Annotated in this window: 20 protein-coding genes and 1 CRISPR repeat array (1 of these 21 only partly in view); of the genes, 2 read left to right on the top strand and 18 right to left on the bottom strand. The window is 37.1% G+C overall.

Annotated elements, in window-relative coordinates:
- Positions 1–23: 23 nt before the first annotated feature.
- The 17 genes from F5ESL0260_RS01875 to F5ESL0260_RS01795 form a co-directional block, all read right to left on the bottom strand.
- Positions 24–1,583, bottom strand: coding sequence for an ATP-binding cassette domain-containing protein (locus tag F5ESL0260_RS01875; protein ID WP_122025670.1), 1,560 nt, complete (start codon positions 1,581–1,583; stop codon positions 24–26).
- A gap of 318 nt (positions 1,584–1,901) precedes the next feature.
- On the bottom strand, positions 1,902–4,934 hold the full coding sequence (locus tag F5ESL0260_RS01870) for an MMPL family transporter (protein ID WP_122025669.1): 3,033 nt from the start codon (positions 4,932–4,934) through the stop codon (positions 1,902–1,904).
- Positions 4,927–5,514, bottom strand: a complete 588-nt coding sequence (locus F5ESL0260_RS01865; RefSeq protein ID WP_046324316.1) for a TetR/AcrR family transcriptional regulator — start codon at positions 5,512–5,514, stop codon at positions 4,927–4,929. The genes F5ESL0260_RS01870 and F5ESL0260_RS01865 overlap by 8 nt, the downstream gene beginning before the upstream one ends.
- A 162-nt stretch (positions 5,515–5,676) precedes the next feature.
- The gene (locus F5ESL0260_RS01860) at positions 5,677–6,600 is read right to left on the bottom strand and encodes a serine hydrolase (RefSeq protein ID WP_122025668.1); all 924 of its coding nucleotides are present in this window, start codon (positions 6,598–6,600) and stop codon (positions 5,677–5,679) included.
- Between the two features lie 14 nt (positions 6,601–6,614).
- Positions 6,615–7,532, bottom strand: coding sequence for a magnesium transporter CorA family protein (locus F5ESL0260_RS01855; protein ID WP_046324314.1), 918 nt, complete (start codon positions 7,530–7,532; stop codon positions 6,615–6,617).
- 137 nt (positions 7,533–7,669) lie between these two features.
- Complete coding sequence (locus F5ESL0260_RS01850) at positions 7,670–8,974, bottom strand: extracellular solute-binding protein (protein ID WP_122025667.1); 1,305 nt, start codon at positions 8,972–8,974, stop codon at positions 7,670–7,672.
- Between the two features lie 265 nt (positions 8,975–9,239).
- On the bottom strand, positions 9,240–10,550 hold the full coding sequence (locus tag F5ESL0260_RS01845) for an extracellular solute-binding protein (protein WP_122025666.1): 1,311 nt from the start codon (positions 10,548–10,550) through the stop codon (positions 9,240–9,242).
- A gap of 50 nt (positions 10,551–10,600) precedes the next feature.
- The gene (locus F5ESL0260_RS01840) at positions 10,601–11,896 is read right to left on the bottom strand and encodes an MBL fold metallo-hydrolase (protein ID WP_122025665.1); all 1,296 of its coding nucleotides are present in this window, start codon (positions 11,894–11,896) and stop codon (positions 10,601–10,603) included.
- A complete protein-coding gene (locus tag F5ESL0260_RS01835; RefSeq protein ID WP_046324310.1) occupies positions 11,880–12,704 on the bottom strand; it encodes a carbohydrate ABC transporter permease in 825 nt (274 codons plus the stop codon). The genes F5ESL0260_RS01840 and F5ESL0260_RS01835 overlap by 17 nt, the downstream gene beginning before the upstream one ends.
- Positions 12,705–13,571, bottom strand: coding sequence for a carbohydrate ABC transporter permease (locus F5ESL0260_RS01830; protein ID WP_122025664.1), 867 nt, complete (start codon positions 13,569–13,571; stop codon positions 12,705–12,707).
- The gene (locus tag F5ESL0260_RS01825; protein WP_110445615.1) at positions 13,571–14,656 is read right to left on the bottom strand and encodes an ABC transporter ATP-binding protein; all 1,086 of its coding nucleotides are present in this window, start codon (positions 14,654–14,656) and stop codon (positions 13,571–13,573) included. The genes F5ESL0260_RS01830 and F5ESL0260_RS01825 overlap by 1 nt, the downstream gene beginning before the upstream one ends.
- A 332-nt stretch (positions 14,657–14,988) precedes the next feature.
- Positions 14,989–15,861 carry a DNA/RNA non-specific endonuclease gene (locus F5ESL0260_RS01820; protein WP_122025663.1) on the bottom strand — a complete coding sequence of 291 codons (873 nt, stop codon included), beginning with the start codon at positions 15,859–15,861 and terminating at the stop codon, positions 14,989–14,991.
- Positions 15,862–15,966: 105 nt separating this feature from the next.
- Positions 15,967–16,920, bottom strand: coding sequence for an exonuclease domain-containing protein (locus F5ESL0260_RS01815; protein ID WP_122025662.1), 954 nt, complete (start codon positions 16,918–16,920; stop codon positions 15,967–15,969).
- Positions 16,921–16,930: 10 nt separating this feature from the next.
- Positions 16,931–17,752, bottom strand: a complete 822-nt coding sequence (locus F5ESL0260_RS01810; RefSeq protein WP_122025661.1) for a Sir2 family NAD-dependent protein deacetylase — start codon at positions 17,750–17,752, stop codon at positions 16,931–16,933.
- Positions 17,753–17,765: 13 nt separating this feature from the next.
- Entirely contained in the window at positions 17,766–18,401 is a 636-nt protein-coding gene (locus F5ESL0260_RS01805) for a DUF421 domain-containing protein (protein WP_174794917.1), read from the bottom strand.
- A 13-nt stretch (positions 18,402–18,414) separates the two neighbouring features.
- Positions 18,415–18,864 (bottom strand): DUF3290 domain-containing protein, encoded by a 450-nt coding sequence (locus tag F5ESL0260_RS01800; protein ID WP_122025660.1) that lies wholly within the window; start codon positions 18,862–18,864, stop codon positions 18,415–18,417.
- 225 nt (positions 18,865–19,089) lie between these two features.
- Entirely contained in the window at positions 19,090–19,842 is a 753-nt protein-coding gene (locus F5ESL0260_RS01795; protein ID WP_122025659.1) for a PAS domain-containing protein, read from the bottom strand.
- A 164-nt stretch (positions 19,843–20,006) separates the two neighbouring features.
- Here F5ESL0260_RS01795 and F5ESL0260_RS01790 point away from each other — a divergent pair, with 164 nt between their 5' ends.
- Together F5ESL0260_RS01790 and F5ESL0260_RS01785 are read left to right on the top strand one after the other, a co-directional pair.
- The gene (locus tag F5ESL0260_RS01790) at positions 20,007–20,921 is read left to right on the top strand and encodes a proline-specific peptidase family protein (protein WP_122025658.1); all 915 of its coding nucleotides are present in this window, start codon (positions 20,007–20,009) and stop codon (positions 20,919–20,921) included.
- A gap of 460 nt (positions 20,922–21,381) precedes the next feature.
- Positions 21,382–22,629, top strand: coding sequence for a glycosyltransferase family 2 protein (locus F5ESL0260_RS01785; RefSeq protein WP_122025657.1), 1,248 nt, complete (start codon positions 21,382–21,384; stop codon positions 22,627–22,629).
- Between the two features lie 97 nt (positions 22,630–22,726).
- Here the strand turns inward: F5ESL0260_RS01785 and F5ESL0260_RS01780 are convergent, their stop codons facing one another.
- On the bottom strand, positions 22,727–23,962 hold the full coding sequence (locus tag F5ESL0260_RS01780; protein ID WP_122025656.1) for an MFS transporter: 1,236 nt from the start codon (positions 23,960–23,962) through the stop codon (positions 22,727–22,729).
- 613 nt (positions 23,963–24,575) lie between these two features.
- Positions 24,576–25,235: direct repeats of the CRISPR family, unit length 30 nt; unit sequence ATCATCATTGATCTAACAATCATCTAAAAC; it runs 228 nt beyond the window's last position.

Below are 25,235 nucleotides of genomic sequence, written 5' to 3'. Positions count from 1 at the left end.
CGTTATTTTAATACAATATTTTTTTACTGTAATTTTTGAATTTGTTCTTTAACCTGCTTTATTTCAGCAATTGAAGCCTGCGAATCAAGCATTAATCGATCCAGTTTAAATTTGAGCAATTCTAATTCATTATTATTGCTTCTTAGCGGCTTCTTTTTTTGTGCTGCGGAAGTTATTAATTGTTTGTTTTTGATTTGCCATTTTTTTACTTTGAGTTGTCTAATAAATGCCTGATCATGTGATACCAGTATCATAGCAAACGGATAATCTCTCACAAATTCCGCCAGTGCATTAATAGAGGCAATATCTAAAAAGTTTGTGGGTTCATCAAGTAGTAACAAATTATATTGACCGGTAATTATTTTTGCTAAATTGAAACACACAAGCTGGCCACCACTAAGATCACTTATTTTGTGCTCGCCATATTGGCGCAAATGCAAATCGCCCAAGACCTGCATAGTCGAAATATCAGTAAAGATACTGGTGGCAAAAAGAGAATCAAATAAAGTTTTATCTGTTTGGCTCGCAACTATGTTTTGGTTAAAATAACCTATTTTTAATTGCGGACTATAAAAACCATGCAGCTTCCTATCCTTAACTTGTTCTAGAAAAACGGTCTTGCCAACACCATTTTGCCCAGTTAAAACTACTTTTGAACCATAAGCAAGATTTACTTCCTGCGTAAGGTTAAATAACTGTTGCCCATAAGCATTGAGCGGTTGTTTCTTTAGCCGTAATGCCTTGCTTTTCGCAGAAATAGACAGATCACTTATCCCATTATTGCCATTTTTCAGGGTAATTGCATGATGAACTGGCGGCTTTTTTAGTTCTTCTTTTTCCTTATTGATGCGGTTAGCAAGACTTTTACTGGCTCTGATAACATTATTTGCAGTTTTTTGTTTTCCCAGCGACTTTGACCGCCAATCTGATGAAGAAAGTCCTTTTTTGTTACGAGCAAAAGTTCTGATCTGATTAAAATGCTGATTATAACTTCTCTTTAACTGCTCAAGGTGCTTTTCCTTTTGCTCATAAATCGTTTCTGCTCGTTTTTGTTCATCTTGCCTAAAACTGCGAAACTCTTCATATGTTCCTGAGTAATTGTGCAATTCTTGATTTTGAATATACCAGATTGAATTACAGACACTATTCAAAAAGTTCTGGTCATGGCTGATAATTAAACAGGCAATTTTGCTTTTGTTTATTAACTTTATTAGCCATTGTTGCTGCGTAATATCCAAATTAGATGTGGGTTCGTCCAAAAGCAGCAAGCCCTTAGGCAGATTTTTCAATTTGGCAACGACCCTACTGAGAGCTAATTTCTCTCTTTGCCCGCCACTCTTATCACCAGCATCAAGCAATTGCGGAACATAAGCAAAATTACAATTGTTAATAACTGCACCTTTAATAGTAAATAAATCCGACAATTTTTCTTGAGCCAGAATCTTCATTAAAGTGGTTTTACCAGCACCATTGTTACCAATTAAACCAATTTTTTGTCTAGAATTGATGCTCAAATTTGAGACAGTCAGCAGTTTAGCAGCTGCTACATCAATTTGTAAATAATCTATTTTAATTAATTCCACTATAACACCTCAATGTATACGCGTAATTAGTAAAGTAAGACCGCAATTATAAGCAGCTAAAATTACTCTACCTGATAAATTATGATCGCTCTACGTTGAGTTAAAAATTAAAAGTGGTGCTTGATTTAAAACTACAACTAGAGCTTATTGATTATTTACTTGTCTTGACATGCCAGTATTCCTTGCTTTCTACTTAAAATTTAATTAAAAATATTATACTATAACTAATTAACATTTGTAAATGAATTAAAAAATTGGTTTGAACAAAAAAGGCTGAAACTCTCTAAATGAGAATTTCAACCACTTAATTAATTTTGCTTAATTTTTAGCACGTTTATTCTTGCGCCAATGAACACCTTCATAAGTCAACTTGACTGCAGCTGACAAGGTAATCGGCATAATAAATACTAGAATTAGCAAACCAATAATCACTGCCAATGCAACTTCAATCAGAGTCGGTATTCCTGAAGGAATTAATGCGGCAAATGTACCACCTAAGATAATGGCAGCTGAAACTACCACAGTTCCAATTATACCACACGCTTTAAGCATCCTTTGACTCGGGCTGCCGTTTTCAAGTTCACGGTAGCGTGTCATTAAGAAGATACTGTAATCAACACCCAAGGCAATTAACATGATAAAGCCAAAGAATGGGGTGTTCCAGGTAAGCATAGTTTTGCCTAAAGTAGCTTTGACTACCCACTCTGTAATTGATAATGAGCAGAAGTAAGCAATTAAAAGCGTACCCAAGATGTAAACAGGTTGCAAAAGTGAACGAGTGACAAAAATTAAGGCAATACCAATACCAATCAGCATAATGGCAGCAGTTCTAATAAAGTCCCTGTTGGCAATATCTTTAATGTCTGCGATGTTAGAACTTTCGCCACCCATTGCTACTGTGGCTTTTTTAAGACGAGTACCTGCAAAAGACTTTTTAGCCATTAAGCTCAGATCCTGCGCCTTCTTGGTTGCTTTAAGACTACTTGGGTTTGATTTGAAGACAATCATGAGCATGGCTGACTTCTTGTCAGGACTCAAATAATTCTTAATCGAAGTTTGGAAAGTATCGTTTTTAATAAATTCTTGTGGGATATAGAAAGTATCTGCCGCTGAAGAACTTGCTAAGCCATTAAGGTAAGCGGCTCCTTGACCAAGTCCGTTATTTACTTGATCCACACCATCAGTAATCTTGGGTGTGCTTGCAGCCAACTTGCCAGCGCCAGAGTTCAGTTGACCAACGCTAGAATTCAGCTGGCCGATACCAGAACTCAATTGGCCTGTACTGGAATTAACTTGACCAATACCCGAGCTTAATTGACCTGCGCTGGAATTAAGCTGACCAATGCCGCCATTCAAAGTAGCAGCCCCATTGTTTAACTGGCCAGAAGCAGTGGCTAATCTGCCGACGCCGGATTGCAGCTGACCCATTTGACCAGATACATCTGGCATTGAAGCAGAAGCTTCTGCCCAAGATTTTTCTAAAGCAGCTCCTGCAGCTTGCATGGCAGCCATTTTTTGCTGCTGGGTTAAGCCCGGAATACTGCCAATACTCTTAGCCAAGTTGGCTTTGTAACTCTTTTCTAAGGCAGCCTTGGTATTCTTCTGTGCATTCGCAATACCGGCACTACCACTTGCAAGTTGCGAATTTAATTGGTTTAAGCCACTAGTCATTTGCTCTGTGCCATTTTGCAGGCGACTGGCGCCGCCTTGCAATTGACCAGTACCATTTTGCAATTGGCTGGCTCCATTTTGCAGTCTGCCAGTTCCGCTTTGCAATTGACTGGCACCGTCAGCTAACTTGCCAGTACCACTTTGCAGTTGACTAGTACCATCCGCTAATTTACTTGCACCTGCAGTTAGTTTTTTACTTGCATTGCTTAGTTTGCCTAAACCGGCACGTGCCTGATCAACTCCTTGATTGACAGTGTCCAGCTGATTTTTAACGTAAAGTTGATCAATGCTTTCTCCGTATGGCTGGGTAACAGAGGTAACAAATGCTACATCATCTGATGCCTGAAGCTGTCTGGTTAATTGATCAATTAGACGTAGGTCGGCTTCATTATCAAGTTTGTGATCACTCTTAATATAAAGAGTTGATGGCTCGGCCATTCCTTTTGAAAAGTGATCTTCAACAACGAGCATCCCCGCTTTAGCCGGCACACTGTTATCAATCTCATCCGTATCATCATAATTCAAATGACCGGTGTACATCAGACCAAAGGGAAGGACAACTACTGCTAACACAATTAAGTAAATAATTGGGTGGGCAAGTGTACCTTTTGAAATACCATGCCACAATTTATCTTCATGTTCACCAGTAAATTTCTTTACCGGCCAGAACATTTTTTCGCCCAAAACAGCCATGAAGAACGGGTTGAGGGTTAAGAGTACTATTAATAAAACAGCAACGCCGACTGCAACGCCTACAGCTGACTGGTAAATTGAGAAGTTAGCCAGGCTTAGTGCTGAGAAACCAATTAAAATGGAGGAACCGGAATAAAGAATTGTTTTACCAGCCACCTTCAAGGCACTGTTCATCGCTTCGTAGCGACCCATTCCCTTACCCAGATCTTCTTTAAATTTATCATACAAGAGAATGTTATAGTCTGTTCCAATACCGAACAGGACAATAATCATAAAGACCTGTGTAAAGTTAGAAAATGGGAAGTTCTGGTATTTAACCAAGTTAGTAACAATCGCAAATGATGTAATAAAGGAAACGCCAACTGTTAATAATGAGATCAAAGGCACAATTGGTGACCTGAAGACAATCACTAACACGATGAAAATAAAGATAACAGTTATTACTTCTGTTTTCTTGATTCCTTCTTGAATTGCATTTGAAAAGGCATTTTGTAAAACATCTGCACCAGTGACATAGGTTCTAATGCCGGCTGTTTTAACTGCTTTAGTTAGCTGTGATTCAACATCATTAATCGGTCCGTGCTTTTTGGCCACGTTTAACTGCATTATCCAAGTAGTATTATCCTTTGATTGCAGCTTTTTCTTAGTAGCAATATTATCGTCTGGACCCAATACCATTTTGATACCGTACTGATCCTGATCATCTTTTAATCTGCTAACCGTTTCGTTAATAGCATCTTTATCATCAGCAGTCAATTTGCCTTTTTGCTTATTAAAGACTACGGCAATTTGATAGGTATCCTTTTGTTTAGGACCCCAGTCATTTTGAATTGACTTTGCAACTTCACTTTGAACATCTGACGGTAAGGAAATATTTGAGTGCTCACGGGTTAACCCTGTAACGTCCGGCAAAGCCACAACAGAAATGATTAAAATTAAGATCCATGCAATTAACGAGAAAATATGATTTTTTACTAGTTTATGCACTCTGATTTTCCTTTCTATTTTTTTGCAATAATTTATTGGGCTGAACCAATTGAATAATTAATTCATGATAACCCTGGTCAGCCTCTTCACTAGTTTCTTCTGTAAAAGAATCTGATACATCTAAAAAAACGTATCCTAATACTGCTCCAATTAAGGAATGGAGTGAAACCGTGCTGTCACTTCTTAAATTTAGTTTGTCAGCCAAAGCTATTATCTTTAAAATTTCTTGAGTAATAGCATCGTCTTTTTGGTATTCGTTCAAATGATAAAGAATACTAATTAATGCGGGATCATCCAGAATAAAGTCGCGGACGATATCAGCAAATTTAAGTAAAGCCTCTTCACCTGAAATTCCAATCAAATTATCAACTAATTTTTTACCTAAAATTTTAATTCTGCTTGCACCTACAAGCGACAACAATTGCTTTCGACCTGAAACATAGTGATAGAGTGACTGCGAACGAACGCCTAACTCCTTAGCTAGGTTCGGCAGAGTGGTCGCGGAAAGTCCTTTTCGTCCAATCAGCTCCGTCGCCTTCGCAATCACCTTATCTAAATCAAGGCTTCTTTTTTTAATCATTTTCACCCCTCCTTTTGACAGCATAGTGAATAATATAGCACTACAATGTGAAGAATACAATCTACAAGGTGTAAATTATTTTTTAAAAAACAAAAAAGCCCCCAAACACTTAGTTAACGGGACTTAAAAGTTAAAGAATTAGTAAAGCTCGCATCAATATTGTTATTTAAAAAAGCCATCAACTACTTTACCTAATTTAGCAAAATTATGATCATTACTACTCCACACACTGACACAGTAGGCATTGCCATTAGATTGGACCAGCGCTACGTTTGCTTTACTGTCACCGATGGCATATATCAGACCTTTATGATCACGGACAATCTTGGGCTTAATTTTAGCAGCGTTTAGCGTCCCCAAAACCTGATTGGAGTATTGTCTGCTTAAAATTTGATCATGATAAAGACTCACCATGATTTTGTTTAAATCATTAGAAGTAGTTAAAGCTACCGGTGATTTAGAAAATTTATTTTTTATTGCTGTATCCTTAACACCTGTTTTTTTAATAACTGCGTTTACCTTTTTGGGCTTAACAGTACGAAGAAGGGCATTAGCCGCTGTTTGGTCGCCTTGCATCATTAATTGCTTTAAATAAGTCGCATTGTAAGCAATTCCCTTTTGCAAGAGTTTTTCTCCTTTAACGCGATCAGCTTTTTTTATTTTGATGGCTTTATTGGCAATAGACTTGCCGTGTTGTTCTTGATAAGTCATTGCAATCAGCAAAAATAAACGGCTAATAGAATTTACCCCATGATGTTGAGTAGTATTAGAAACGCGGGCAAACTTGTTATTAGTTAGATCTTGAACGCAAACCTGATAACTCTGTTCTTTTCCCATTACCTGGGCAATACTTTCTGCCCATTTTTTCTCACTACCAGAAGCAATTTTAATATGATTAGGATATTCAACAGTAGCAACTTTGGGTTCACGAACAGACTTTTGTCCTTTTTTATTTCTCACAACCTGCTCTTGCTTTTCGCCAACAATTTTTAAACTGCTATTCTCCACTCTTTTGAGGTTAGCAGAATATAACATAAAAGCAATTAAAGCCGAAATTAATGAGCCTAACAAAACTTTGTTTTTCATATCAATGCCTCAGTTTAAAAGAAATGATGTCGTTTCATTAATACAATTAGCCAGACCATCAGAAAAATGGTGATCACGGTGATTGCAATCCAGTCAGATGAACTATGACCAACTGGCAGACTGACATTCATACCGTAAAAACCGGTTAAGATAGTGGGCACAGTTAGAACCAAAGACCAAACAGTTAGGAACTTCATAGTATCATTCAAGTTATTGTTCATCATATTATTGGAAGTTGCTGATAAGGTTTGCGTAACCTGCTGCGAAATTTTCACCATTTCTGCTGACTGATTCGATTCAATCAGGACATCATCAAGACGTTCACGACTGGGCTTAGTAAAATCTAGTTTAGACATTTTTAAACTGTGCAACATCATCAAATTAGTCTGAATTGAACTGGATAAATACACCAAACTTTTTTCAATATTGGACAGCTCCACTAAATCTTTATTGTTAATATCACCAGATAGCTTTTGGTCCAAACTGTTGCGTTCCGTATCAAGCTGCGTAACCGCCCGTTGAAAATACTGTGATAAATACAACAAAAACTTCATTAATAATTCCGTGACATCTTGTGCAAGTGATAATTCCCGTCTTGTGGCAGTGTCATTGAATTCATCAAAGACATAGCTGGTTGATTGCGTATGAAAAGTAAAGATGTTCTGCCCAGATATTAAAAAAGTTACAGGATGCGCTGTAAAATGCTTAATCGCTTTAGTAGGCCAAATAGGTACATCGTAAACAAGCAAATTAATATGCGTGTGTGTATCATAGTCATAGTGCGGTCGTTCATGTCTGTCTGAAATATATGTAATCATATCAGGAGTGAAATTAAAATCTACTTGCAGCTTGTTGCTGTCCTCTTCACTCAAATTACTGATGTCATACCATCTATAATTGGTTTCCACCGGAAACTTTTGCTCTCTAATCACTTTTTCACCCCTGGCCGCTATATTTAGTTGATATTACCTACCAGCTTGCTTATGCCATTATTATCTTACCATTCAAGTGAAAAACGACAAATAAAAAAACAGGCCTCGGCCCGTTTTTTTAATATTGTAGCACTTAACTATTGTTTCCAAGCAGCATCAAATTTGTTTTTACCTGTTGTAATAGCTTTTTCTACATTACGGTTCTTTTGTGCAGCTGACAAAATTGATTGCATAATAGGAGTCAATTGACTATATGTAGCACTGGAATCCTTGATTACAGGAACGCTGTAGAGTGAATTGGAGTTGAGAATATCCTCTAATTTTGCCGGCAGCTTAAAGTCCTTGTTTGCCTTATAGTCGTCAGACTTAGTAGCAGCTTCATTAACTGGAATATAACCAGTTTCTTTTGCCCATTTAATCTGTCCGTCTTTAGAAGACAAGTATTTCATAAATTTGAAAGCAGCTGCCTTTTGCATAGCACTGGCGTGGCTGAACATATAAATATCGGTTCCTTGCGACATGGTGTACTTACTTGGACGAGCTGCAACTTCATAAGTGAAGCCCTTCTTAGCCGCCTGTTTAATCCAAGTCTCTGTTGAAGAAGAGGTCACAAACATAGCCAATTTTTGGTTGGTAAATGGAATATAAAGATATTTATCTGAACCAGGCATTCTGAAGTAGCCTGCCTTTTCCCCATTTATAAAGTAGTTAAGCAACTTTCTAGATTTAGTACCGGTAAAATCAATTTTACTGGAGAAATTCTCACCTTGATTTTTCATTCCTAAAACGTAGTAGTTGTCTAAGTCATCAAAGCCGGCACCAACTACCTTGTGATTACTCTTTTGGTAAATAGTTTGCGCTGCCTTTTTAACCTCACTCATAGTTGTAGGTACTTTGGAAATTCCATACTCCTTAAACATCTTGGGGTTATAAATTAAAACTTCAATTGACTTGTTAAACGGAATACCATATTGGGTGCCTTTAATTTGGGCACTGTTCAACATATCCTGTTTAATGCCTGATGCGGCAACGCTGCCCCAACCGACATCTTTATTATTAATGTATGGCTTAAGGTCTACCAGCATCTTATTCTTGGCTGCACTTTCAAGCCAACCCGGATATGCCTGAGTGATCGTTGGCAAATTCTTAGGCGATTGTAAAGTTGAAGTAATTTTTGATTGCAGATTATCATAATCACCTTGTTGCTCAAGCTTAATCTTAATTTTAGGATTTTTATTCTCAAAGTCCTGAGCTAAACTTTTCAGGGTTTTTTCCTGAGCACCCTGCATCCCGTGCCAAAAGACAACTGTGGTTTTCTTAGTTACTTTAGGAATTTTGCTTGAACTTGATGACAACGAATTACTGTTATTTGAACAAGCAGCAGTTCCAACTAAAGCCAAGCCCGCGACTGCTAGAGCCGCCAGCTTTTTACCGAAATTCATAATATTATTTTTCCTCCAGAACATTTTTACGCGCTCACTAGTGATACTGTGAGCATTAATTCCCATTAATTGTATAGCAAATATAGATTAATTACAATAAATTAACCAAAAAAATTCGGCTTTATTTGTATATTTTACTTTATTTAATTATATAGTTCACCACATTACGAACATTTATCAGGTAGTTACTCTCTTGCTTTTATTGCGGACAAAAAAAGCTTGCCGTAAAAAGACAAGCTTTATGATAAAAATTGCTATTTAGTTTTTATTGTTTCCAAGCAGCATCAAATTTTGTTTTACCTGCTTTAATTGCATCATTAACGTTTTGCTTCTTTTGTGCAGCAGCTAAAATGTTTTGCATAATTGGATTTAAGCTACCGTATGCTGCACCGGCATCCTTGATAATTGGCACGCTATACAGGTTAGCCATTGCATCTTCAAGTTTAGCTGGCAGCTTAAGCCTCTTAGAGTCCTTGTACTCGGCAGAATCGGCAGCAGCTTGATTAACTGGAACATAGCCAGTTGCATTAGCCCATGTAAGTTGACTAGCTTTTGAAGTTAAGAACTTGATATAGGTAAATGCAGCAGATTTTTGGTCAGCTGAAGCATGCTTAAACATGTAAATGTCAGTACCTTGTGACATGGTGTATTTACCAGGACGAGGAGCAACATCATAAGTAAACTTATTGCCTACTCCTTGTTTAACAAAGCCTTCACCAGCAGAAGTACCAATGTACATTGCTACCTTTTGGTTAGCAAATGGTCCGGATAAATAGTGCTCTGAACCAGCAACTCTGAAGTAGCCATCTTTGATGCCATCTGCATAAAAATTAATAACTTTCTTTGAAGTGTCGCCAGCAAAGTCAATTTTACTTGAGAAGTCAACGCCTTCATTCTTCATGCCTAAAGTGTAGTAGTTTGATAATGAGTCAAAACCAGCACCAACGACTTTATGATTACTCTTGTTGTAGATGATTTGTGAATCTTTCTTCAGCTCATCCATAGTAGCCGGGGCTTTTTTAATACCATATTTCTTAAGCAAATCAGCATTATAGGTCAAAACTTCGATTGACTTGTTGAAAGGAACACCATATTGTTTACCATTAATCTTAGCACCATCAAGAAGTGCACTCTTGATATTAGAAGCTTCACTACTGCCCCAACCAACTTCTTTACTATTAATGTATGGCTTTAAATCAACCAGCATGTTTTTGTTGGCAGCATTAAAGAGCCAGTCAGGATAGGCCTGAGTAATGGTGGGCAAGTTGTTAGGTGACTGCAAAGTTGAATTAATTTTAGCTTGTAAGTCGTTATAAGCACCTTGATTTTCCAATTTGACCTTGATCTTAGGATTTTTGCTTTCAAAGTCTTGTGTCAACTTCTTTAATGTAGCTTGTTGCACACCTGTCATACCATGCCAAAAGACAATATTGGTTGTCTTCTTGACTTTAGCAATTTTTTCTGAACTTGAAGATGAGGAAGAATTAGAATTGCTTCCGCCATTTGAACAAGCTGCAGTACCAACAAGAGTTAAGCCAATAGCAAATGCAGCGGCCAACTTTTTACTAAACTTCATTTGGTTAAAACCTCCCAAATATAAAAACTAAACAACATTTTTATGATTAATCAAAGCGTAACTGTTTGATTGCGCTTTGGTAAAATCCTGTTACCATAAGGGTTCTCTACCAGCTCCGGATGCAATGTGTGCACGGGAATTAGTGTTGGTGGTTGAACCCAATCAATAATTTGTCTTAGTTCTTTTTCGTCAGCGTGACCAGAACAACGCAACATTTGAACTGCAATATTTTGCTTCTCCAACTTTTGCAAAAATGGCTGATATGCTGGATCGAAATCTCCTAACGGCTCAGCATTTGAATGAATATATAAGCCTCCTTTTTGCAAATGTTCAAAATCAGCAACTGCCTGCCAGAGGAATTCGTGATCATCGTTTAGCAGTTCTTCGTATTGAACAGCCAATTCTGGTTTCAGATCAGCGAATTTTTGCTCCCCTGGCAAGTAGTAATACGGCAAATCCTGATTAATGCTTTCCTTGAGCAAGTGAGCTCTTGCGGCATGTAAAACAACTTTACGCGGTGAAGCAGAGATAATGCGCAACAGTCGCTCTACATTGGTCGGATAAGTATTGAAAGTGATTTGCCGGTTAGGATTATCTTTTTGTAACTGAACAAATTCTGCGGTTAACTCATCCTCATTTTTAGGGCCGGTAAATTCTTCGCTATTTTCGTCATGCTTTTCTTCCGGCCAAGAAAAGCCGGTTGCCTCAGTAATTAAAACGTCGCAGTCCTTTGCAGCTGTCAAAAATTCTTTGACCCAATCAGGATGATAACCGTGCAAGCGAATGTCACCGGTATAAGCAATTGCTAAATCGGGTGTCTTAACTATAAGGCCAGTGGCACCATAGGCATCGTGGTCGCTAGGCCAAACAGTCATCGTAATATCGCCTACTGCTATTGGCTTTTGATACTCAGCCGCAATAATTGGGCGAGTATAGCTGGGTTCATGCTTAGCAGCTGGGAGTAGAAAGTCCCCTTTTTCATTCAAAGCCGGCAGCATCTTAGCGGTTAGTGGTCCCACATATAAACGTATTTCGGGTGCCAAAAAATTCATGGCCTTGCTGTGATCCAGATGAAGGTGCGATATGTAAGCAGCAGCGTGTTCCCACCGTTCATGATCAAGTGGCTTACCAGTTAATTCTGGATCATAAAAGTTAGGTACGGCCCCAATCAACTGATTATTAACTAAAGTCTGGTATTTTTCATCAGGCAGATTCAATTCCGGTCTGTAGACCTCACCCAAGTCAAACAAAACATGAGACTTGTTATAAGCTACTTCAATCATTGGCCCGCCAATAGTATTTAAGCCGTTGTAAAACGTGATGGTGGTTTTAGCCTTTAAGGTCATTACGCACTACCCCCTTGATGATCTGCTTTCTAAAGATTAAGTACAAAATCAAAATTGGTAAAACAGTTAAAGTTGCAGCAGCTAATTGCAATTGCGTTTCACTACCGGCGTCAGAAGCAAAGGCCGACAAACCATTATTAAGAAGACGCATCGTATCTTCATTGGTGACCAGTAATGGCCAAAGAAATGAATTCCAGCCTGAAATAAAACTGAGCAGGCCGACAGTAAACAAACCACCCTTTGACATCGGTACTAAAATTTTCCAAATGTAATCCCAATCGCTGGCACCGTCAATCATGGCCGCTTTATAAATCGTATCCGAAATTGAACCAAAGTAGCTCTGCAAGTAGTACATGTAGAAAATGGAAGTCAAGAATGGTAAAACCAATCCTACATAAGTGTTAAGTAAACCCATATGAGCAATTGTGTTGTAGTTGGTAAAAATAATTGCTTCACCTGGCACCATCAATAAAGACAATAGCACCAGTTGAATTAAACCTTTACCTTTAAAGCGCAGATTGACCATGGCAAAAGCTCCGAGCAAAGAGTTAAACAAACTAACAATCGTGGTCACGCTGGCTGTTAGAACCGTGTTGACAAAGTAGCGTCCAAATGGGGCACGAGCAAAAACTTTGGCGTAGTTGGACCATTCAAAATGGTGTGGAATTAAAGTTGGCGGAATCGAAGTGGTTTCCTGAAAACTCATTAAGCCACCCAAAATCATATAAATAAAAGGAAAAACGGTAATGATGGCAAAGATAAATAAAATAATGTAACTGAATAAAACCCCAATGCGAATTCGTTTCATTTAATATTCTCCTATCTTCTTCATCATCTTGCGTTGCAGGAATGTCGCAAACAGAATTATCAGGAATAAGATGACTGTTGCCGCCATCGCAACACCGGGAGTACCGACAATTTGGAACTTATTGTAAATATAGAACACTGCAGTCGTTCCCGAATTACCTACTCCGGCCTGACCGTTAAAGAGGGCATAGACAGAAGTATAAATCTTAAATGCTCCAATAACATTCATTGTCAACAGAAAAGCTATTGTAGGAACAAGTTCGGGCATGGTAATCCGCCAAAACTTGTCACGACCACTGGCACCAAACATATCCGCTATGGTGTAAAAATTGGGATCAATATTACGCAACGCTCCCATTAATATGACGATGTTAAATGCTAAAGATGACCAAATACCAAAGATAATGATGGTCGTTAACGACATTGCTGGATCATCAATCCAGTCGGGAGCTGGTAAATGCAGGCATCTGAGCACGAAGTTTAACATACCGTAATCACCGTTAAAGATATAGCGAAAAACTATCCCAATGGCAATGGTCGAGGTGACATAAGGCATAAAAAACGTAGTTTCAAAGAATGACTTATGTTTTACTTTGTCAAAAATAATCCACGCCAGCATGATTGAAATAGCTAGACCAACTGGTACAGAAATAATGGCATAGAGCACAGTATTTTTAATCGCTAACCAGAACTCCGGGTCTTTAAAAATATATTGATAGTTGCTAAAGCCGGTCCAGCGCAGGTCAATTAGCGAACCACTCTGAAAGCTCATCCCAAAAGCGCGCAAAATGGGATAAATACTAAATAACGTGACAAAGATAATAGTTGGTGCTAAAAAAAGCCAAGCCTTCTTTTGATTAGTCTGCATTAGTAAACTCGCTCTCCTTCAGGCGTAAATAGAAATATCCTATTAAATCGCATTTTGAGTTTAATTTGATCGCCCCTCTTAATTGGAGTCTCCAGATTAATTAGTGAACGGACTTGCTGATTATCAAATGTAAATTTCAAAATACGTTCACGTCCAATTAATTCAATATCGTCGACCTTGGTCTCAAACAGACCATCAGGATCGGGCACAATATTTTCGGGTCGCACAGACAAGATATACTCACCATCTGGAATTTCGCGTTTAAAACGGGACTGTTCCAGATCAGCAAGATTAATCGTAAATTGGCTTGACTTTAATTCATTTGCGGTTTTAGTTATTTTAAAGTTATCAATTACAGGATTGCCAACAAAATTGGCTACAAAATAATTATTAGGCTCCAGGTAAAAGTTTTGCCCTAAATCATCTTGTTGAATAACACCGTCATTAAAGAGAATGATTTTATCTCCGATTGATAATGCTTCTTCTTGATCATGGGTAACAAATAAGGTAGTAATACCAACAGACTTAACTAATGAACGAATTTCTTCGCGAATTTTAAGGCGCAATCTGGCATCCAAATTGCTCAATGGCTCGTCCATTAATAAAATTTGGGGTTCTTGCACCAAAGCACGTGCAATTGCTACACGTTGTTGCTGTCCACCAGATAAATTACCAGGTTTTTGATCAGCTAATTCAGTAATTTGGGTTAACTCCATATATTTGGTAGCAATCTTTTTGGCTTCCGCCTTTGGCTTTTTATTAGCCCCTACAATTAGCGGAAACATGACGTTTTGCAAAACAGTCATATGTGGATATAATGCATAGTTTTGAAAAACGTAGCCAATATGGCGGTCCTTGGGTGCTACTTTGACAACCGACTTACCGTTAAATAAAATATCTCCCTCCGTGGGATTCAGTAAACCGGCCAAGATATTCAAAATGGTTGTTTTGCCACACCCAGAAGGTCCTAAAAGACACACCAAATCGCCCTTTTTAACAGAAAAACTAACATTTTTAATCGCTTCATGACCGTTGTCATAAACTTTCCGCAGGTTTTTCACTTCAACAAATTTATTGTTATCCATTAACTCGCACCACTATCATCTTTATTTCTTCTTTTACTACTCTCCTAATTTTAAGATAAAAAGCTTAAGAACACAACCTAATTTGCTTGATTAAAATTCGTAATTTTCTTATCACACCACCGCATAAGAGCTAAATATTCGTAATTATTGCACAAATTACTAATTATTATCAACAAATAACTTTTATTGTTCTCTTTTAATTACTTTGCTGCAAACAGAATAAGCGGCAGTAAAACTTGCTGCCGCTTTAGTTAATCTCTTTATATATTAATTATTAATTTATCCGAACATTTGGCTATTTTTAGTGGGGAAATTTTGCCTTGAAAGCTAAATTAATAGTTTTCTTTCACATAAATTTCATGATTGACTTTAGCCCGACCATTATTATAGTTAAAGGAATAGCCTGGCTGGACGTTAAATAAATAAACGTTAAAATCCAGTGTGCCATCAGTTGACACAGCCTGTAAATTAATCCCCCGTGCCATTAATTCATTGCCGCGAAAGATGGGTGTGGCCTGGTAAATTACTTTTTTATTCTGCCTTAGAGCCACACGAATACGGCTTTCAAACATTGTCTGAATCCTCTGATTTGAAAAAGCAGACTGGGTGAACAGATTTTTTGGATTATTTTGGTCACCAGAAAGATTACGCGGATTAAAATTGCCGTCAAAATCAATACCTGCCGAAACAGAATAAGCTATGAGGTGGCCGCGATTATAAATTTGGGTACCATTGCGCCGGTTATAATGCCAACCTGTTGGTTCGATAAACTGCCGCTCTCTTAAGCTATCATTGGCTACATTACGCTTTTGCAAAAATGCCGTATTGGAGTGGGAAGTACGGTTTAAGCTGTCCAAATCAGAATATATTACCCGGTTAACACGCCAGGCATTTTTAATTAAGGTTGAATGGTCATTATTAACAGTAATATAAGAAGAACTGCCGCTTTTAAAATCTAAATCAGCCAATTTCTGATAGTCCTGGCTGGATAAGCCACCATACACTTTTGCAGCGGGTTTAGCTTTTTCTATTTTATTATCCTTTTGCTGGTCATTGCGAGTTATTCTGTCCCTCGTTTGCTGGCCACTTGGATCTGATCCACCTCTAGTTGAAACAAACCAGAATAAAAACAAGATAATAATGACAATTGCCCAAAAATCCGCGTTAGCTGTCTTAGTATTTCGTCTGCTCCTCCTGCGTGCCATTCACATTGCTCCTTAGTTAATAATAATTAAGTATAGCTAATCGAACTGTTGTTTGCAATAGGGAACAATAAAAAAGCAAGGTTGACCAATTTCCTTGCTTAAATTCTAACTTCTGGCCCATTCATCAAGCATATTTAAAAAATAACTTTCAGACAGCCGCTTAATCTTGCTGCCAGCACGGTTATATTCTTTGGCCTTCAGAGTTTCCGGATTACTTTTACTAAAAAAGCCGTCATCGCTCATAATTAAATAATCTGTATCAGGCTTAACACCAGTTTGGGCTATTCCGTTCATATTATTTACCATTTGAGCGGCTTCTGCGCTATTCATCTCTACTTCAGAAGCGAAGGCAATTTTTTTGTTATTTACCGGATTACGAAAACCCAATTCCCAAACTTCCAGTTCTTTTTGCAGTAAATTCAGGTTTTTGAGCTTGCCTTGTGCTTCTTGCAAAAGCGCAGGTGTAAAATGCTGGCGAAAATCATCATAAACCTTTTTAGTATCAAGGGAATCATCTAAGCCGTGGTGCTGTTCAACTTGTGCAATACCAGCTCGCTGAATGCAGTCAAGCAGTCGATTATGTTGCATTGGATAATAGACACGGGCTAGACGCAGTACGTCGACATAATTGTTATTTAATTCTGGCAAATGAAACTTTTGCGCTAAATCATATAAAAAATTTAAGTCAAAATTGACATTATAGCCAATGATAATATCCGTGCCAATAAATGAGCGAAAAGCAGTCATTGCTTCTTTTACCGGTATTCCCTCTTTAAGAAGCAGTTCTTCAGTAATGCCATTTAACTTGGTGATAAAACTGGGTACCCGGTTCGACCGCGGATAAACAACCAATTGGCTAAACTCAGCCACTACTTTGTTATTGCGGACTTTAACTGCGCCAAGTTCAGTTACATGATCACGGTAGGGATTTAAGCCTGTGGTTTCAATATCCAGCATAGTGTAGTCGGAAATAAAGTCAGGCCATTCCTGACCTTTGCCCCGTATTTTATTCTGAACGCCAGAAACATGGAGCACGCCATTTTTTACATAAATACTCATTGAGAATCAGTTACTCCGTTACAAGATGATTAATTAAACTAACTGTATCTGCATTTGTACCGGCACTGCGCTCCTGAATTTCCGGTAACAACGTCTCCTGCGGATAATCTGCAGCGACATAAGACCATTGCGGGTATTCTGCAACCAAATGTTCAATTGGTTCGCGCAGTTGCGGACTGGTTTCATCAACTCCCAATTCCAAAAAGACAGTCTTTTTCTCTTCATTGCCTGTTAAAAACCAGCGAAAACGGGAATTGGCAACAGTGTCGGGATAAAAATGGTCATTAAGCGGCAGATGAATTTCCAATGGCTGACCACATACCTCACATTTTGGTACTAATTTTGCTAGATCAGTACCTGGCTTGGCCGCAATAATTTTTTCAGCGGCAGTCTGAATGTTTGCAAGACCATGATTAATCCCACTCGCACACTGTGCTTTAGTCCAATCGCCAAATGCGTTAAAAATGCGGTTTTCGTTAAAACCGGCAGTTTCGAAAAAGTGGCCAAATGCTGAGGTAGCAACAAAATACTGTCTATGACTAATTAGTTGCAACAGATTTTTTAATGTACTACTTGGGCGGTAATCAAAGGAGTATTTTTGAATAAGGCTTGACCACAGTTGCCATTTTTCAGACCATGAAGGTATATGTTGATCCAGAGCATATCCGACTGAATGAACATCATATTTTTGGGCAACGCTGGGAAAATCACGTTCAAAATCTGCTTGACCTAAAAGATCCAGTCCCTCAACTTTTGCCAAACCATTACCGGCAACTACAACCACAGCCTCCGCCTCTTGGACTAACTGCTTTGCCTTATTCAAATTTTCCATTTAATTCTCTTTCCTATTTTTGATTGTAGCCAGTAAACGAAACCTGGCCATTCTCAAATTCTCCTAAGAAAACATCACTAGGGTCATTATAGCCGGCTTGTTTGAGCTGCTCTTTTAACCAATTTTCATCCTTATTAATAGATTCAAGCACATCTTGGTTAATTTGACCATCATTAATTAAAGGAAAACGGACATTTTTCTCATCTTTTTTAATAACTGTTAGTTGACCGTTCTTTTCAAAGATACAGTTTTTCACCTGATCAACAGAGTAAATGCCTTGACTGCGTAACTTGAACATTAATTCATTAGCTGACAGCCCGGCAGACAAGCAATTACGTGGTAAAACCTGACCGTTTTTAACTATTTGAATTGGTTTGCCATCAATCAGGCCGCGAATAAAGTTGCTGTGCTCCCGCGCAAACTTCAAGATAAAGACCACCAGAGTCCAAACGATCAAAACGAGCAGAAATTGCAAGACGGAAATGTTGGCATTGTAAATAACGCCGCCGATAATACCACCTAAAACATAGTTTTGCAGTTGATCCAAAGCGGTCGTGGGAGCGATGTTGCTTTTGCCAAACACATTTATTTGAAAAATTAAAGTTAACACACCTAAAACGAATTTAATAAAAAGCTGCGTATAATTCATTATTATTTCCCTCCTAATTCTTTATGTCGACCGTGTGGTTAATCACATGAGCCTGCTTTAAAGAATATGAATTGTTGTCATCATTTAATTCCAGCTGATAGTCAATATCTTTTGAGTCAACCCTGACGATTAAACCGTTTTGCAGTGTAGTAGAACTGACCATCACATCTGAAACCGGTACTTTGTGATCTTTAGCAACTGATTTTATAAATGGTGCAATTTGCTCAGACTGAGATTTCACTACGTTTGTTTGCACGTATTTTTCGTATTGTGTGCCCATAAATAAAAGTAAAAATAAGAGTGCAATAATTCCTAAATCCCGGTAGCGAGTATCGAATCTGTGCCTGAGATACAAAACTGTGAACGCGATCATTGTTAAAGCCGCAATTGCAATCAGGATGTAGAGAATGGTTTTACTTGTATTTTGATTTTGCTCAATATATTTAAGTGTGTAAAAAGTCATAACATAATTACCTCTATCAAAAATAATTTATTCTAGTTTTTATAAGTTAATAGCAATAGCAAAATCACATATTAACTAAATTAAACATTACCAAATATAGCTAAAATTGTTCGCTTCCTCCCTACCAGCTTACCTTAACTGTGTTTATAAGCCTACATATTATTAGTATAACAAAAAAGTAGTTAGAACCTGTCTAACTACTACTTATAAATATTTAATTTAAACTTAGTTTTGGGATGCGCCTGTGGCCGTGTCCGGCTCAGTTTCCTTCTTGACCTCTTCTTCTGCAGCGGCCGCTTCGGCTTTAGTTGAAGCTCCAGTTTGAGCATCAGGATCAGAATTACGCTTGTACGTAGCTCCTGTCGTAGCATCCGGATCGACCACCAACTTTTGTCCGGTTGTTTCACAGAAATATTTTACTAGTGGATATAGGTCCTGTACCCATTCATAAATACCGGCATAGTTACCTTCATCATCTTCAACACGCTTGTAATAATGTAAAACAAGTTGCTTAAGGTTTCCCGTTGGTACAGGCATATAAACAGCGTCGTGTCCGCCTTCTTTGGTTCGCAAAGCATGAACAACTTTTTTAGCTTCGGGAATGACATCGCGAACATCAGGATGAACTTCTCCCATGGTATTTCCTACTTGTGCAGGAACTCTCTTAGCCTTCATCTTGGCGTTAGGATCAACCGGACGGTTATACCATAAGAATTGGTTATTATCATCTACAAAAGTTAGTTCGCCAATTGTGTTACGCAACATCCAGTTAATTTGATTGACTGTTAATAATCCACTGTCAAGCTTAACATAATCGTCTCCTGTGGCAGCATGGGTCTTTTCTGCTGCTTTATCAAGCCAATCTGGATCCTCTTTTTTAAGCCCCTCTACTGTATAACGGCTTTTGCCTGTAGCATCAAAGTTTTCTTTTAAATATTCATCAGAGTTCATATCTTTTAACCATTTGGGTTCAGCCATTTTTCATTCTCCTTTATCATCATTTACAATAGTAAACCAATTGTAACACGGAAGCGCTTATTTTTAGGCATCTTTTTAAATTATCCTTTATCTGAGATTTATTTTTCTTTCTATCATAATGAGCTAAAATAGATAGTAATAGATAAAGTTTAAAGGAGAGAATTATGCAAACTGGGACAAAGATTATTACTTTAGATAATGGATATCATTTGTGGACGAACACTCAAGGCCACGGAAATATCCATTTATTGGCTTTACACGGTGGCCCTGGAGGTAATCATGAATACTGGGAGGACACTGCTGAACAACTAAAAAAACAGGGGTTGGACGTACAAGTAACTATGTATGATCAATTGGGTTCTCTTTATTCTGATCAACCTGATTATTCTGACCCTGCTATTGCTAAAAAGTATTTGACCTATGAATATTTCCTAGATGAAGTTGATGAGGTACGGCAAAAGCTAGGTTTAGACAATTTTTACCTCATCGGTCAAAGCTGGGGCGGACTTTTGGTACAAGAATATGCCGTCAAATACGGTCAACATTTAAAAGGCGCAATTATTTCTTCAATGGTTGATGATATTGATGACTACGTTAAAGCCGTTAATCGCCGGCGCCAAGAAGTTTTGCCCCAAACCGAAATTGACTTTATGCATGAATGCGAAAAGAATAATGATTACGACAATGAACGCTATCAAGAAGATGTCAATATTCTAAACATTAATTTCGTTGATCGTAAACAGCCTTCTAAGCTATACCATCTAAAAGATATTGGCGGTACTGCCGTTTACCAGGCATTTCAAGGTGACAATGAATTTGTAATTACCGGAAAACTAAAAGACTGGCATTTTAGGGATCAACTTAAAAACATTAAGGTGCCGACACTGCTAACCTTTGGTGAAAATGAAACAATGCCGATTGCCACCGCCAAAATTATGCAAAAAGAGATTCCTAATTCTCGCCTAGTAACAACTCCTGATGGCGGTCACCACCACATGGTTGATAATCCTGCTGTTTATTACAAACATTTAGCCGACTTTATTCGTCAAGTAGAAGAAAACACCTTTAAAGGAGAATAACAACATCTTCCCAAGTCAAATACCAGCGCAAAGAAAACAAGCAAATGGTTGCTTGTTTTTTTACATGCAACAATAAAGATTTAAATTACATTAATTTTTAAAAATCATGTTTTGAAAATTTTAGCGATTCATTTCACTATGCTAATAATTAAAATAAAATAACAATGTAAAGAAAAAATATATTTTTAAATAACAATACCATTGCCTAATCCACTTATTATATTATTATTAATAAGTGGATTAGGGAAAGTAATTAGACAAAAAAATAATAACTAAATTTTTATTTTAATTAAGCTAAAAGCTTTAACCATGGGCTTTTATAATAAAGGTATACGTATTGCTTTATAAATATATTATTTTTAACAAACATATAAAAATAATATTTTAAGTATAGACCAATTCATGTTATTATAAACTTATAGTTATTGATAGTATCAAAAAATAACTGGAGGATAATAAAATGAAATTATTGATAGCCATCATACTAATTATAGGTGGTTGTTCATACATTCTTGATTTAATCTGGACGCTGTGTCTGACATTTAGCAGTCGTGTTCGACAGGATAGGTATGGCGAGCGCTGCCGCGATTTTGATACTATGTTTTTGTTAATCCCTGCGATGAATGAATTTCAAACTCTAAGCAAAAATATACCAAAATTATTAGACGTACAAAAACAATGTGACGATTTTATCAAACTTAAGCTAGTATTTATTGATGATGATTCAAGCGATGGGACCACTACTCTACTGCAAAAGTATGCCTACCATCCTGATGTCATGGTTGTACATCGCACTAAACCTAATGCGCAACAAGGAAAGGGGCCAGCACTAGAATATACAGTCAAGCGCATTGCTAAGATGAACTACCCCGAAGACAAAACCATTATTGGTGTTATCGATGCTGACAGTATTCCAGGAAAAAAGTACTTAAAGGAAGTTGTATATGCCTTTAATCATTCCCACTATGATTTAGTGCAAACACGCGTGAATATTTACAATTTGCAACAAAATATTGCGGTGATGCAAAATTTTGAATTCACTGTTTATAATTCTCTTTTACAAATGGCAAGAACTAGCTGGGGCTCATCTTTAGCTTCAGGTAATGGCCAATTTATGACTTTAAAAATGACTAATGACGTTGGTTGGTCATCATCACTACTCGAAGATTGCGAATTTTCAATAAAAGGTCTATTTAAAGGCTATCGTGGTACTTTTATAAATAAAGTAAGTATTGCACAAGAAGGCGTTACTGGATATAAGAAGTTAGTTCGCCAGCGCACACGTTGGTGCCAGGGCGGATTTCAATGCTTGAACAAATATGGCAAGCAGATAATTAAATCATCTGCCATTCCATCAATGTTTAAAGTCTTTGTAATAGCGTTTTTGACTATTCCCGCAATTTCCCTTTTAGTTACGCCGGCCGCAGGAATTTCACTAATAATATTACTAATTTATATGAAAACTAACGTCTGGGCTAGTTTAGCAGTTATTGGCGGTTTGCTTTTCATTGAAGTCTTGACAAACATTTTGTTAATTATAAAACAATGGCGACAAGCCAGGCTTGACTTCCCATTAAGATTCTCTTATTTGGTCAGAATCATTATCATGTTTGATGTCTATAGATGGTCTCTGGCAATAGTACCGTATAAAGCTATAATACGGGCTATGTCTGGAGATGAATCATGGTCAAAAACTGCTCATGATTAATATTTATCCTAGTAATTTGTCCTAACTGCGAATGATTACATTCTCTTCGTGGATATGATTAGCTCAAAAGAGCTGGTTAACAGTTTTTTATTAAGTTTTACTCATTACGTTTCTTTTTAAGCGCAAGCAGACAAGTGCTAAGCGCTGTGACTGCCAAGAGTGCAACTGCAGAAACCCCTACGCCATATCTTGAGCCTATTTTCTTAGCAATAAGCCCTCCTAAAAGATAGCCTAAAGAATTTACTCCGATTAATACTGTTTTATAGATACTTGTAACTCGACCAAGATATTTTTGCTCAACTTGCTGTTGCCTATTCGTGATTATACTAATATTGATGATGGATTCAATAATTGCAATAACTGCAATAGCTAAAACTAATACCAATACGTTCTTAGACAAGGCAAAAACAGCACGAAAAAGAGCGCCTGTAAAAATTAACAGTGTAAACAACAAATTAAAACCAACTCGTTTATTTAACCAATTAACAACCAAAGTACCTATTAAGGCACTAATAGCTGCAATTGCGGAAACAATTCCGATATTTCCAGAGGAAAGGCCTATTTGCGTGCGTAATATTATGAGACTATCGTTATCAAAATTTGCTGAAGCAATATTAACTAATGCGGCCAGTATTAATGGATATAAAACAGAGTGAAGACTAAGAGTATAATTCAAGCCCTCTTTTATATCCATTTTTACTGTTTTAAGTGCTGGCTTCAGGTCTGCTAGTCCAGTAAAGGAAGTGTTCTGGGAGCGCAGATTTATCATTTTTTCCAGTAAAAGACTAATTAAATAGAAAACGGCACAAATAAGGATTAAAATACTGTGCGAAACAAATTGATATAAGACGCCACCTACGATAGGCAGTGCAAAATTAGCTACATATTGTATGCCGTAAACCAGACTGTTTAGTTCAGAGAAATCTTTCTTTTCAACCAAAAAAGAAACAAAGGTAATTTCTGATACTGTATTAAGTGTATTGGTGACGCTGACAACGAGTGAAACTGCATAGATAACAAAAATCGTGCAATCTATTGTTAAATGTAATGCAATCGCGGTAGCAAAAACTAGATAACTGATAAGTCGAATTAAATCACTAAAAATTAGAATTTTTTTGACATCGAATTTATCTGTGAGCGCACCTGCAGGCAGGCCAAGAGCCAAAAAGGGCAGGGTTTGAATTACAGAGATTATTGACAAATGAATGCCATTTTTAGTGATATCAAGTACCATCAATGGTAATACAAATGCCATTAACGCACTGCCGAAGTTATCAGTAATTACTGATAGAAGATATAGTCTGTTGTTTCTACTTTTTAGTATGTTTTTCATATGAATAAGCTTACCTTTTTAATGGGAGTTTAGTTTATATCTGAATAGTGGAAGTCACATATAAGGAAATAAAATATACCTGTCTATTTCGTCGCTATTATCATGTGTGATTAATTAGCAGATTGAATATTTGTTACTACTTATCTTTTCATTATCAGCAGGAGTTCTTATAGAATGTCAAGTATCAAAAAGATCTAAAAATTGGTATACAAAAGTTACTTGCTAAAAGGCACCTTTTTGCAAGTTAAATATTTGTTTAACAGATAACCCTTATTAATGTACAGCTTGTTGATAATCATAGATTTGATTTGTGTGAGCCAAATGCATGATTGTACGATTTTAATGGTTAACATAGGCTATTTGAGCTATCAAATCCTTTTTTGGAATATGGTGGCTCTTTTGATTTGTAGTAATAGCCAACTAGATGATTGTTAATCTTGCCTTGATTTGACACAGAGTAGAAAAATATATAAATTTCATTCTAGTTCAAATAATAAAGACTAGGTTTACTGACAATAAGTTTCTGTCATCTTTATAAAATAGTCTATGAGAAAATGCTTGTTACTTTATCCATTTTTATATAGTTGCATTCATAGTGGTAGTAAATACTTGGGCTGTCATTGATCTAACAATCATCTAAAACAAGCTATTGCCTGGATTAAGAAACACCTTAGTTCTAATCATCATTGATCTAACAATCATCTAAAACTTGTTCTAACGCTGTGATACGTTGCTGTAAGTTCTAATCATCATTGATCTAACAATCATCTAAAACTTTGCATGGTGATGATCCAGCCGATAGAACGTTCTAATCATCATTGATCTAACAATCATCTAAAACTTTTGAACTTTTGAAACTTTATCACTCGCTGTTCTAATCATCATTGATCTAACAATCATCTAAAACTTAATTAGATTTTTTGTCCGTCTGTCCTTTGTTCTAATCATCATTGATCTAACAATCATCTAAAACCGAAAACTGTAAAACAGGTACCCGTAACCAGTTCTAATCATCATTGATCTAACAATCATCTAAAACACTGTGCGCTATTTAGACGTAAAAGGTCAGGTTCTAATCATCATTGATCTAACAATCATCTAAAACTAAATCATCGTGCCATATAACATAAGCAACGTTCTAATCATCATTGATCTAACAATCATCTAAAACATTTTCGTCTGGAGCTGGCGTCTGTGTAGTGTTCTAATCATCATTGATCTAACAATCATCTAAAACATACCTTGAACGTTTTTCTTGATGTGGTACGTTCTT

Source organism: Lactobacillus sp. ESL0260, assembly GCF_003692935.1.
GTDB lineage: Bacteria > Bacillota > Bacilli > Lactobacillales > Lactobacillaceae > Lactobacillus > Lactobacillus melliventris.
Note: the sequence above shows the minus strand (reverse complement) of the source record. Positions and strands in the feature narration are given on the sequence as shown.

Excerpts from the sequence above, each read along its gene's own strand:
- F5ESL0260_RS01865 (WP_046324316.1), bottom strand. The coding sequence starts at position 5,514 with ATGATTAAAAAAAGAAGCCTTGATTTAGATAAGGTGATTGCGAAGGCG.
- F5ESL0260_RS01860 (WP_122025668.1), bottom strand. The coding sequence starts at position 6,600 with ATGAAAAACAAAGTTTTGTTAGGCTCATTAATTTCGGCTTTAATTGCT.
- F5ESL0260_RS01850 (WP_122025667.1), bottom strand. The coding sequence starts at position 8,974 with ATGAATTTCGGTAAAAAGCTGGCGGCTCTAGCAGTCGCGGGCTTGGCT.
- F5ESL0260_RS01845 (WP_122025666.1), bottom strand. The coding sequence starts at position 10,550 with ATGAAGTTTAGTAAAAAGTTGGCCGCTGCATTTGCTATTGGCTTAACT.
- F5ESL0260_RS01840 (WP_122025665.1), bottom strand. The coding sequence starts at position 11,896 with ATGACCTTAAAGGCTAAAACCACCATCACGTTTTACAACGGCTTAAAT.
- F5ESL0260_RS01835 (WP_046324310.1), bottom strand. The coding sequence starts at position 12,704 with ATGAAACGAATTCGCATTGGGGTTTTATTCAGTTACATTATTTTATTT.
- F5ESL0260_RS01830 (WP_122025664.1), bottom strand. The coding sequence starts at position 13,571 with ATGCAGACTAATCAAAAGAAGGCTTGGCTTTTTTTAGCACCAACTATT.
- F5ESL0260_RS01825 (WP_110445615.1), bottom strand. The coding sequence starts at position 14,656 with ATGGATAACAATAAATTTGTTGAAGTGAAAAACCTGCGGAAAGTTTAT.
- F5ESL0260_RS01820 (WP_122025663.1), bottom strand. The coding sequence starts at position 15,861 with ATGGCACGCAGGAGGAGCAGACGAAATACTAAGACAGCTAACGCGGAT.
- F5ESL0260_RS01815 (WP_122025662.1), bottom strand. The coding sequence starts at position 16,920 with ATGAGTATTTATGTAAAAAATGGCGTGCTCCATGTTTCTGGCGTTCAG.
- F5ESL0260_RS01810 (WP_122025661.1), bottom strand. The coding sequence starts at position 17,752 with ATGGAAAATTTGAATAAGGCAAAGCAGTTAGTCCAAGAGGCGGAGGCT.
- F5ESL0260_RS01805 (WP_174794917.1), bottom strand. The coding sequence starts at position 18,401 with ATGAATTATACGCAGCTTTTTATTAAATTCGTTTTAGGTGTGTTAACT.
- F5ESL0260_RS01800 (WP_122025660.1), bottom strand. The coding sequence starts at position 18,864 with ATGACTTTTTACACACTTAAATATATTGAGCAAAATCAAAATACAAGT.
- F5ESL0260_RS01795 (WP_122025659.1), bottom strand. The coding sequence starts at position 19,842 with ATGGCTGAACCCAAATGGTTAAAAGATATGAACTCTGATGAATATTTA.
- F5ESL0260_RS01790 (WP_122025658.1), top strand. The coding sequence starts at position 20,007 with ATGCAAACTGGGACAAAGATTATTACTTTAGATAATGGATATCATTTG.
- F5ESL0260_RS01785 (WP_122025657.1), top strand. The coding sequence starts at position 21,382 with ATGAAATTATTGATAGCCATCATACTAATTATAGGTGGTTGTTCATAC.
- F5ESL0260_RS01780 (WP_122025656.1), bottom strand. The coding sequence starts at position 23,962 with ATGAAAAACATACTAAAAAGTAGAAACAACAGACTATATCTTCTATCA.